The sequence below is a fragment of the Gelidibacter sp. genome, from assembly GCF_053579655.1.
Genome location: NZ_JBMDWE010000007.1, coordinates 117,756 through 129,375, shown reverse-complemented (window position 1 = coordinate 129,375; position 11,620 = coordinate 117,756). Strand labels below are relative to the sequence as shown.

At 37.5% G+C, this 11,620-nt stretch carries 8 protein-coding genes; 6 read left to right on the top strand and 2 right to left on the bottom strand.

The features are described from left to right. From ACOH2D_RS05800 to ACOH2D_RS05780, 5 genes are all read left to right on the top strand, one after another. Positions 1-417 (top strand): DUF6642 family protein (locus tag ACOH2D_RS05800; protein WP_449534666.1); only part of this gene is annotated, 417 nt, incomplete at its 5' end. Positions 418-700: 283 nt separating this feature from the next. Continuing rightward, positions 701-1,774 carry a saccharopine dehydrogenase family protein gene (locus ACOH2D_RS05795; RefSeq protein ID WP_449534665.1) on the top strand — a complete coding sequence of 358 codons (1,074 nt, stop codon included), beginning with the start codon at positions 701-703 and terminating at the stop codon, positions 1,772-1,774. A 475-nt stretch (positions 1,775-2,249) separates the two neighbouring features. Beyond that, entirely contained in the window at positions 2,250-3,746 is a 1,497-nt protein-coding gene (locus tag ACOH2D_RS05790; protein ID WP_449534664.1) for an acyl-CoA dehydrogenase family protein, read from the top strand. A gap of 374 nt (positions 3,747-4,120) precedes the next feature. Next, the gene (pnuC, locus tag ACOH2D_RS05785) at positions 4,121-4,726 is read left to right on the top strand and encodes a nicotinamide riboside transporter PnuC (RefSeq protein ID WP_449534663.1); all 606 of its coding nucleotides are present in this window, start codon (positions 4,121-4,123) and stop codon (positions 4,724-4,726) included. Between the two features lie 79 nt (positions 4,727-4,805). Then, positions 4,806-5,705, top strand: coding sequence for an acyl-CoA dehydrogenase family protein (locus ACOH2D_RS05780; protein WP_449534662.1), 900 nt, complete (start codon positions 4,806-4,808; stop codon positions 5,703-5,705). A 390-nt stretch (positions 5,706-6,095) separates the two neighbouring features. On the opposite strand, the gene ACOH2D_RS05775 is transcribed toward ACOH2D_RS05780, so the two are convergent. Both ACOH2D_RS05775 and ACOH2D_RS05770 read right to left on the bottom strand, forming a co-directional pair. After that, complete coding sequence (locus tag ACOH2D_RS05775) at positions 6,096-7,445, bottom strand: RagB/SusD family nutrient uptake outer membrane protein (RefSeq protein ID WP_449534661.1); 1,350 nt, start codon at positions 7,443-7,445, stop codon at positions 6,096-6,098. A 10-nt stretch (positions 7,446-7,455) separates the two neighbouring features. Next, on the bottom strand, positions 7,456-9,753 hold the full coding sequence (locus tag ACOH2D_RS05770; RefSeq protein ID WP_449534660.1) for a SusC/RagA family TonB-linked outer membrane protein: 2,298 nt from the start codon (positions 9,751-9,753) through the stop codon (positions 7,456-7,458). Between the two features lie 174 nt (positions 9,754-9,927). On the opposite strand from ACOH2D_RS05770, the gene ACOH2D_RS05765 reads away from it, so the two are divergent. Next, positions 9,928-11,565, top strand: a complete 1,638-nt coding sequence (locus tag ACOH2D_RS05765) for a S9 family peptidase (protein ID WP_449534659.1) — start codon at positions 9,928-9,930, stop codon at positions 11,563-11,565. Positions 11,566-11,620 lie beyond the last annotated feature (55 nt).

Sequence of the window (11,620 nt, the reverse complement as noted above, 5' to 3'; positions counted from 1 at the left end):
CTAGAGGAAAGCTTAAGCAACTTGTTATATGAAGATCATAATTTTAAGGATTATGAAATTATTTATCTTGTGATGCCTGGAGAGCCCAACAACATTCTCTTGAATAACTATTATTATAGCATTGAGGAAATAGCTGAACTTTTTGAAGGGAGAATGACGGGGAAAGTGATCCATTTTGCCAACAAAAAAATCTTGGACCTGACCGATGAAGAGTCACAATATTTTTTGGATGTCACTGGAGCACGAGCCATTTCAGGTTATGGAACTAACCTTAGCGGAATATCGAGCGTAGGTACTATTGATCGCGTTTTTTTTAGTTTGTACCAAGAAAATGAAGACCTCAAGGAAGTTGTCGAAATGATGTTTCAAAAGCATTTTAACCTCTGCAAATTACTCGATTTTAGATTGTATTATTAACTCAGTTTTCAAGAGGTTTGAAAAAATCGCGGGAAGATATCAGTTAAAAGTTGGCCATCGCGTATATTTTCCAATATCGAAATGAATAGAGACGCTAGGTAGCCTTAAAAAGAATTCAGATGTCATAAGTGCTTACTTTAGGAACACTGAAAATCTACCTTTAAAGATAATGCATTACTCAAAAAGAAAATGTGGTGGTTTTTCCCGTAAATTCTTTTAAATTACTCCTTTATTATGGTTCCCTAAAAAATTAACTTTCAATCTTATTTTAATATTTGATGCAATGATAAAAAAAATAGCCGTTTTAGGATTAGGAAAAGTGGGCAGTCTTGTTGCGACTTTGTTGAGTTCAAAGTATGACGTAGAAGGGATGGAACAATTTGATGTTAAGGAGGAATTTCCTTTTCATATTTCAAAAGGAGATGTTTCCGATGAAAAAAGTATTCGTGAGTTTTTGAAAAACAAGGATGCCATAGTTTCTTGCTTACCTTATTTTCTCAATATAAAAATTGCCGAAATAGCGGTGGACATGGGCGTTCATTATTTCGATTTGACCGAAGATGTACCAACCTTAAATGCTATTCAGAAAATGGCCAAAAAGAGCACCACTGTCTTAGCGCCGCAATGTGGTCTGGCACCTGGTTTTATCGGAATTTTAGGAGCTGGTCTGTACAGTCAGTTTTCTGAAATTCGCATGGTGAAATTAAGGGTAGGAGCCTTGCCATTGCATCCAATGGGGCAGTTAGGTTACAGTTTTACCTGGAGTGCGGAAGGTGTTATCAATGAGTATATAAACGACTCTGAAGTGATCCACAATGGAGAGCGTAAAATGCGCAGTTCATTGGACGATGTTGAGTCTATCAATATTAATGGGCGTCAGTACGAAGCCTTTTTAACCTCGGGCGGATTGGGAACCATGTGCGAGAGTTTAGATGGGAAAGTGGATACGTTAAATTACAAAACCATCAGATATCCAGGGCATAGAGACGGCATGAAATTGTTGCTTTATGATCTTCTTTTAAAAGATGATCGGAAACTGGCGCAAAAAATTCTAAGCAATGCTTTACCGATAGTCGATGAAGATATCGTAGTAGTGCACGCTGCGGTTGAAGGTGTCATGGATGGACAATTAAAAAGAAAGGAATTTAGTGAATCCTATCGTAAAATTACTTTGAACAATAAAGATTGGCGCGCCATCAGTTGGACAACGGCCTGCAGTATAGCCGCAGTTGTAGACTTAGTTTCCGAAGGAAAATTAAAAAACAAAGGCTTTATCAAGCAAGAGGAAATTCCGTTTGACCTGTTTATCCAATCTAATTTTGGAAGTATGTATGAGACCTATAAAGATCCTAAATAATTGACAAGCTAGCCCATGCATCTAACGGTTTGAAAAATCCTCTTTTATAGAGGATTTTTCGTTTTTTAAATTGTGATGGGCGTTTAGTTGATTTATGAACTTAAAGTATTGGACTTCTTTACCGATGATGGATTAGAAAGGGGACTTTTTTTTTAAAACATACTCATAAAGATGTCATTTTCATAAAGGAGCTATGTCTTTCACATGGAATGATATAATGTAAGATATGGTTAAGTGCTAATGGTCTGTTTTATTGTTTTTTAAAATGATGGCGCCAATGGCGCAGATTAACAAGTTATCTAAACATGTTCCAATTAATATTTAATACTTTTGTTAATGGAGATTCGACCATTTAATATCAGTTTTGAACCCGAAAAAAGAGCTTCCCTTACGGTTATTATCGTTAAATTTCTTTTTATGTTTGATCCAAGAATTTAAAATTGTTGCAAAAAGCTCTCCTTTAACCTTTATTTTCATGGAAACAAAAACCAAATTTTCAGAATTCATAAAAGATTTCGAAACTACGCTACACGATTTATTTCATAAAGAAAATAACATCAATCAATTAAGTTTGGAACGTGGTCTACCTGCTGAAGTCTTGAATAAAATAATGTCCAAAAAACCATTATCTGTGGCCATTCCTTCGGAATACGGCGGACGTGGCGGACATGTAAAAGAATGTCTCGAAATTCTATCCGCGGCTTCTTATGAATCGCTGTCCCTTTCGTTAACTTTTGGGATTAACATTGCCTTGTTTTTAGAACCTGTTGCAAAATACGCTGAAGCCGCTGTGAAGCCCGAAATATTCAATCGCTTTCTCAAAAACCAGAATATGGGTGGTCTGATGATCACTGAACCTGATTATGGTAGTGACGCTTTAAATATGAAAACCTTCAGTCAAGAAAATGATTTTGGTTACAGTGTTAAAGGGTCAAAGCATTGGCAAGGACTTACTGGCATGGCCGATTATTGGTTGATTGCCGCCAGAAAAACAATGGCTAATGGTGACCTTGCTAGGGATGTCGATTTTTTTATTGCCGATAATACCAAAGAAAATCAGCATATTATCGTTGAGGAAATTTATGATAATGCCGGTCTTTATATGATTCCCTATGGTTTGAATACCTTAGATCTGGAAATTCCAAAAAACCAACGATTAATTCCTGAAACAACAGGGATTAAAATGATGTTGGATATTCTACATAGAAGTAGATTGCAATTTCCAGGGATGGGAATGGGCTTTATCAAGCGAATGTTGGATGAAGCGACACAACATTGTAAAAACAGAATGGTAGGCGCTGGTAATTTATTAGCGATGGATCAGGTGCAATTTCAATTGGCCAGAATTCAGTCGGCCTTTACTCTCAGTTCTGCCATGTGTTTACGAAGTACCGAGATCAGTGGTATCGAAAACAACCTTGCAACCAATGGTTTGGAAGCTAATAGCATGAAAACGGTGGTAACCGATTTAATGCAGGAATCTGCTCAACTCCTAACGCAACTTTCTGGTGCCAGTGGGTATAGAATAAGCCATATTGGCGGACGTGGAATCATGGACAGTCGACCTTTTCAAATATTTGAAGGCTCTAACGAAATGTTGTATTCTCAAATTTCTGAAATGATTACGCGCGCCATGAAAAAGAGTAAGCTATCCAATCTGTTTGAATATTTAAAAACTTTAGATGTTACCGCTGAATCTTGTGAGTATTTCAAAAAAGACCTTAATTTCGAAATCGCCACTAATCTTTCACAACGAAAACTGGTCGATTTAGGACGGGTTATCGCCAGAATAGTCAGTGTGGGCTATGTTTTGGAGCTTCAGCATAAAGGCTTTAGAAAAGATCTTGTTGATAATTGCATTACCATGGTCCAACAGGAAATATCTGGTTTGTTCAGTTATTTTCATTTTGAGAATACGGTAAAAGTCATTGAAGAGTATTCTGATAATAGCGCTTGGTCAACATTTGCATAGTGCTTATTCTGTCTAAGAATTGATCTAGGACTTAAATTATACAAATGCCTGACTTAGAAATGCCAATTTTAATATTGCTTTTAGAAGTCAGGCGTTTTATTGTTATGACCTATGTTGAAACGTCTTAAGTCAAAATGCTCATAAATTATTTCCACAACATTTTTGGGAACATCATTTAAAGTGAAGTCTCCTCAAATATTGTAAGAAAATATTATAGATTTGTCTTTTAAAATGGGGTGCTTGTCATTAATTGTGCAGGCTGAGAAGATACCCAAGTGCTTTTTTGCACGGAACCTGATCCAGATAATGCTGGCGTAGGGAACGATAGTAATACACTGCTTGGTTATTTCCTCCATTTCATTGAAACTATAACAATGATCGAGGATTATTTATTTCATCTTACTTTCCTGCAAATCCTAGGCACTGCCTTAGGAGTTGTTCAGGTGCTTTTGGCCAGAAAAAATAATATCAATAATTATCTTTTTGGAATAGGTTCCATTCTCATAAGTATGTGGGTGCTTTATAGTTCGCAGCTTTACGCAGATATTTTATTGAACCTGTACTATTTTAGTATGAGTATTTATGGTTGGTTTTATTGGAAATTTGGTAAACAAAAGAAGACAACTCCTATTTCCTATTCCAGCAAAGAAGAACATCTCAAGGCATTGGGCATCGTGGTCGTCTGTTTTGCCTTAATGGCATATTGGCTCAAGTTTCACACCAATTCAAATGTTCCGATATGGGATGCGCTTGTGGTTGCCTTTGCGTGGGCAGGAATGTGGTTTATGGCCAAAAGAAAAATTGAAAACTGGATTTATCTTAATATTAGTAATGTTATTGCGATTCCGTTACTTTTTTACAAGGAGTTATATGTTTATGCTGGCCTGACTATTTTCTTGTTTATAGTGGGCGTTTCCGGATATATTAAATGGCAAGAGATCTTAAAAAATGAAAAAATTGAACAACCTACACCAGCTTAGAGAACATTGTTTGGGAGCCACTGTTTTCTCTCCCGAACTATTAAAGTGGATTGAGAAAGAAAATCTTTGGAACTTATAGGTGCCTAAAAACTATGGTGGCCTGGAAGCCTCATTGAGCGACGGATTGCAAAAGCTGAAAACCTTGGCGCTTACGGACGGAAGTATGGGTTGGACCATTACCTTATGCAGTGGCGCCAATTATTTTATCGGGAATTTGAATAAGGACGTTGCAGAAGAAGTTTTTATGAGTTCCGAAAGACCAATCCTTGGCGGGAGCGGCGGTGTATTTGGAACGGCTGAAAAGTTGGAGAAAGGCTATAAAATATCAGGGAAGTGGCGTTATGCTACCGGAGCTCCTTATCTGTCACATTTTACCTTGAATGCACGCATAATGCAAGATGGAAAAGAACTAATGGAAAGTGATGGATCGCCTAAAATCCGTTCTTTTGTGATTCCAAAAGAAAAGGTGCAAATCATTTCAGATTGGAATACAATGGGACTTGTGGCAACTGCTACAGATTCCTTTGAAGTCCATGCAGAAATAGATGAAAAATACTGTTTTCAATATAACCACTTTAATCTTCCTCAACCAATTTTTAAAATTCCATTTTCACTTTTTGCTGATCTCACGCTTTGGGTAAATTATCTGGGAATGGCCAAACATTTTTTGGAAGAAGCACAGACCATTCTACCGAAAGAAGCGCTAGAAAATCTAACAAAGATAGTTTTCATTACAAATCAAGATATCTTTCAATTTTCTGAAGAAATCGAAAGTGTTATTCAGAAGTCAGAAAGTTTTACAGAAGCATATATCCAAAAAGTACATAGCCAAGCGACAAACTCTGTCAGTAGAATTTCTCGCTTAATCATTGAAGTTTATCCTAAACTAGGCATCAAGGCAAGTAGAACTGACCATCAACTCAACCAGATTTTTAGGGATTATTTTACGGCCACTCAGCATCATATTTTTTTAAAGTGAAATAAAAAGGATCAGATTTATTGCTGATGAAGCGCTTTCATTTTTTTTGATTCTCAATGAGCTATAATGGTTATTGAAAAGTGGGAGGACAAGTGTATAAAGTAATCTGGAAATGATTTTGTCAGTAAAATTCTTGGTGGAAAAGAACAGAACAAATATATGACTCATTAATTTTTTCTGAGAAGATTAGCCTTTATTACGATAAGCATAGCATTGAGAATATGTACATAACTGAATCTTTCGTCGATGTAATAAAGCTCCCATGTAGTTATTAATCACTATAAAATACATGAAAAAGGAGCGAATACATTGCTGTTTTCGCTCCTTTTCATTCATTCATATGCTTTAGTGTTCTCTTTTTCAGGGAGTTTTTGATCTAATTATATAAAATTAATTATTATACCCTGGATTCTGTTCTAGATTTTTATTAGCATCAATTTCTCGTTGAGGTATTGGAAGCACTAGCTGGTCAGAATTGTAAGGTAGCGCTCCAATACTTTTTTGTAAGCGTTTGGCATCGTGAAGCGCAGCATCTTCAAAACCTAATTCTCGTTTGCGTTCCGAAATAATAGTATCAAGGGTTATGCTGTTGAACAGCGTGGCGTTGGATCTTTTACGTATAAGGTTGATGTCTTCAAGTGGTGTAGCGCCTAACTCCGTTGCAAGTCTGAAATTGGCCTCCGCCCGAATTAAATACATTTCAGCCAAACGAATATAGGGAACGTTTGCAAATTGATTTTGCCATTTCGTTGAAAGCAGTGTTCCATTTCCTGCGTAGAAAAACTTGCTTCTTTGATCATTATTATCGCTGAAATTCGTAAAATAAGGAGGCTCTATGGTGACATCTCCTGTGAGCGATCTTCCTCCGTATATACGGGTGGCCCAGAAAGTGGTCATATCGTTAAGGCCGTCTTGAGTGGTTATTTGCCAAGCGAAAACGTCTTCGGTAGAGTTACTTTCATTGTTAAAGGCTGAAGGATAATCAGCTGTAAGACTGTATCCGCTGTTTTTTATGACGTTATTTGAAGCATCACGGGCACCTTCATATTTGCCCATTTGTAAGTATACCCTTGCGAGTAATGCCTGCGCAGCATATTTATCGGCATAAAAACTGTTATTTTCAGGAAGTAAATCTACTGCTGCGTTAAGGTCTGAGACCACAAAGTCATAAACCTCCTGCGCAGAATTTCTGGAAGGATATGTAATTTGAGAGGCATCACTTACCGCGCTGATAACAATTGGCACTCCTAATTGGCTGTTTTGTGTATCGGCTTTATAAGGAAGTGCAAAAAATTTCACTAAATTAAAGTACACCGCAGCACGCAAGAATTTAGCTTCGCCTTCAACGCGTGAAGCCTCATCAGGATCATCAAATTTATCAAGTCCTTCCAACACCAAGTTTACCTGATTGGAAACTGCATAAGAGTACACCCAGTAGTCTCTGACAAAACTGTTTCCGGAAGTTACCTGTTTTCTGTTAAATTCAGCTGGACCTAAGTAAGTTCCACGAAAGGCCAATTCGCCACTATTTGCTAGTAATTCTGATGCTAAAGTGTAATCTCCTGCGAACAAGGTGTTTTGTCCAGCAAGATCATAAGCGCCTACTAAAAGGTTTTGAATGTTCTCCGCAGAAGATAATGCCGATTCAGGGGTTAAGCTTTGCTTTGGATCAATATCTAATTTGCTGCTACAGCTTACCAACACGACACTGAAAAATAAAAGTATGTTATATGTTTTCATAATAGTTGTTTTAGAATTGAAGATTTATCCCAACGGTGTATGTTTTGGAAGACGGCGCAGAATAGAAGGCAGTTCCCACATTGATATTGCTATCAGCATATACATCATAGGTTGATTCTGGATCATAACCGGTATATTCAGTAAACGTTAATAAGTTAACTCCAGTAAAATAAATCCTAAGCTTATCGATATTTATAGATTTACTAAAGTCGTTAGGAAGTGTATATCCAAAAGTAAGGTTCCGTAATCTTATGAAATCTGCTTTCTGCAAATATCGCGATGAATGCTGGGTGCCATTACCTCCTAAAAACCGCGCTTGTGGCACATTGGTAATGTCACCTGGCTTTTGCCATCTATTTAACTGATCGATGGTTTGGTTGTCGAAAAAATCGCCGTTAGAAGATTGATAGCGACCAGCGCCATTGTAAATAGAAGCACCATATTGACCTTGAAAGGTAAAGGATAGATCAAAATCTTTATAGTTCAAGTTGTTAGTAAATCCTACAAGGACATCTGGGAATGGGGAGCCTATGATGACACGTGCTGCAGAATTGTAATTATTGGTTAAAGTTTTGTCACGCGTGCCATCGGCTTTTAACACATTGGATACAAATAAAGCATCACCATTTGCTGGGTCTGCCCCCGCATACTCGACCATATAGAAGGACGCGAGCGTTTCCCCTTCACTAACTATATTTTGTCCGGAAACTATTTCGCCTCCCGGTAAGCTGGTGACTTCATTTTTGTTATAAGAAATATTAAAACTTGAGGACCATGTAAACATTTCTCCGACAAAGTTTTTAGTATCTAAAACAAACTCAATCCCGGTATTTTTTAATTGTCCTACGTTACGTGTTAAGGTTGTATAGCCTGATGTGGATGGAATTGGTTCAGCAAGAATTAAATCGGTAGTCGTTTTATTGTAAACATCAATTTGTCCAGAAATCCTATTCTTTACAATACCAAAGTCTAACCCTAAATCATATTGATTAGTAGTTTCCCATTTTAAAGAAGGATCTCCCAATTGTGTGGGCTGCAAAGCCGGGCGACCATTATAGGAAGCGCCTGAAATCAAGCTGCGACTGGCAAAGTTACCAATGCCTGCATTTCCGGTGACACCCCAGCTCGCTCTAATTTTTAGGAGAGAAAGTAGCTCACTGTCTTTTAAGAAATCTTCATCAGACATAATCCAAGCTCCTGAAATGGCCGGGAATAAACCAAATTGTTCATCTTTTCCGAATCGTGAACTTCCATCGTATCTTAAACTTGCTTTAAATAAATATTTATTAAGGATATTTAAATTTGCTCTTCCAAAATAGGAAAGAAAAGTAAATTGAGATCGGCTTGAACCACCGCCCACGATTTCTGCAGCACTGTCAACTGTGCGCAAATCATCTGAAGGAAAACCTTGTCCCTCGACTGATTGTTGTTTTCTTCGGTCGTCTTCAAAGGATATGCCTCCAATGGCTTCTAATTCAATATCATCGTTAATAGAAGTCAAATAGTTAAAGTAATTGTTTAAGGTGTATTTTTCATTTTCAACACTATTAGCCACTGCATATCCACCCACTGATTGAGATTGGGTTAAATGGCCATCAAAAGTTTCTGCGGTCTGTATATTTAAATCATATCCAACTTCGGAGCTAAAGCTAAGGCTTGGGATAATTTGGTATTGTGCATATAAATTTGCAATAGTTCTCCAGATAGTTGTTTCATTATAGGCATTCGATACTTGGTTAAGAAAATTATAATACAAAGTGTTGGAATTTGGCATTCCATTATCTAAATAGGGTCTAATAAAGGGCTGTTGCGCAGTAGCCTGTAATGGATTGGCAAATTGGTTATCATTTGCCAATCTCGCAATCAGGGTTTTGGAAATACTAGACGCCATGCCTATTTGAAGTTTCTCTGAAGCATTATGGTCCACATTTGCTCTAAAGCTGTAACGTTCAAGGTTGTTCCCCCTTACAATCCCATCGGTTTTATTGTATCCTGTTGATAAAAAGAACTGGGTTTTTTCTGCACCCCCAGAAGCATTCAAATTTAAGGTTTGCACACCACCATTTACAAACGCCAGATCCTCCCAATTGGTGTCCACAGCGGAATTCTTCCAGTCTGCTTCATTTTCACTAAAATCGTTTAAGTCGGCTGCAACATCTTCTAAAGTGTAGCCCTCATTAAGATAAGCTTCGGTTAAAAGCTCCACATATTGCGGTGTATTTAAGAATTTCATTCTGTTGGTAGCTTTGCTCCATCCATAGGAAGTGTTTAAAGATATTTTGGTATTGCCTGTACCATAACCTACCACGACAATTTCATCCAGTTCGGAAGTTTTCTGACAAGTTGGGATGGTAAAGATAATTTACAAATCACTTTCACTCCAGAAGGTGAATCTAATGCTAAATTTAGTCCTGATGGTAAATATATTTCCTACCTATCTTCAAAAAAAACAGATACTTTAGATACCAATCAACTGTGGTTAATGGACAGGAGAGGTGGTGAGGCAAAGCAATTCACTAAAGAGAAGTATGATCTTGAAGATTACGAATGGTCACCAGACGGTTCTAAAATCATTTTGGTTATGAAGGATGTTGAAGATAAGAAAAAGAAAAAAGATGAGGTAAAAGCTCCTATTGTGGTAGATCGTTATCATTTTAAGCAGGATGTTAGCGGTTATGTTTTAAATCATAACACGCATTTATATTTGCTGGATATTGCTTCTGAAAAAGTAGAACAGCTCACCACAGGAAATTTCGATGAAACTTCTCCGGCCTGGTCTCCCGATGGAAAAACTATTGTTTTTGTAAGCAATAGAACAGAAGACCCAGACCGAAACCATAATGATGCTATTTATTCAATGGCGGCGAAAAAAGGCGCTGAGATGAAGCAGCTTACGCATTGGAAAGGAAGAGAAGGGTCGCCACAATTCAGTAAAGACGGCAAATACATTGCTTATCTACGCTCCACAGATGACGCTACTTTTATAAATTATGATAATAGTATTTTAACTATTATGGATATCAATGGAGGTAATGAAAAACTTCTTACCCAAAAAATGGATCGTCCTGTAGCAAATTTCAGATGGTCGCCCGATAGCAAAAAAATAGCCTTTTTGGTACAAGATGACAGACAGAGATATGTATCTGAAGTTGATATTTCCTCAGGAAAACTTAATCAAATTATTGGTGGAAATAGAAGTTTTTCAAAATTAGAAAGCCGGCAGTCAGGTGGATGGTTAGTCATGATGAGCGACCCACAACACCCTGAAAACATTTATACACTTACCGACGGTAAGCTGAATCAAATTACCCACATCAATGAAGATTGGCTTAAAAACGTTGCGTTGGCCGAGGTAAAAGGATTTGAATCCATTAGTAAAGATGGGACAAAAGTTTCCGGACTGTTTTATAAACCGTCTGGGAAAGGGGACGAAAAACTGCCTTTCATTTTATATATTCACGGAGGTCCAGTAACACAGGACGATTATTCTTTCGATTTTACACGACAAATTCTTGCGGGAGGTGGATATGCTGTTGCCGCCGTAAATTATAGAGGAAGTAATGGCCGCGGCATAGATTTCAGCAAAGCTATTTATGCCGATTGGGGGAATCTAGAGGTTAAGGATTTATTGGGGGCCACTGATTATTTGGTAGATCAAGGTTGGGTAGATAAGGATAGATTGGGAATTGGCGGATGGAGTTACGGCGGAATTTTAACCGATTATACCATCGCTACAGATACTCGATTTAAAGCCGCTTGCAGTGGTGCCGGAAGTGCTATGCAGCTTTCCATGTATGGCATAGATCAATATTTGTTACAGTGGAATGAAGAAATCGGGTTGCCTTGGACCAAAGATGGTTTGGATCGGTATTTAAGACTATCATATCCTTTTACTCATGCAGGCAGAATTAAAACCCCAACCTTATTTATGGTTGGAGAAAACGATTTTAATGTACCTTCAGTAGGAACTGAACAAATGTACGCCGCTTTAAAAACATTGAATGTGCCTACCACATTAGTGATTTACCCAAATCAGTTTCACGGATTACAAGTATTAAGTTATCAAGTGGACAGGTTTCAGAGATATCTTGATTGGTATGGCAAATATTTAAAAAAATAAAAACAAGCGACCACTAAACTAATCTTTATGACTGGCTAATGTCTGGCTAAATCTG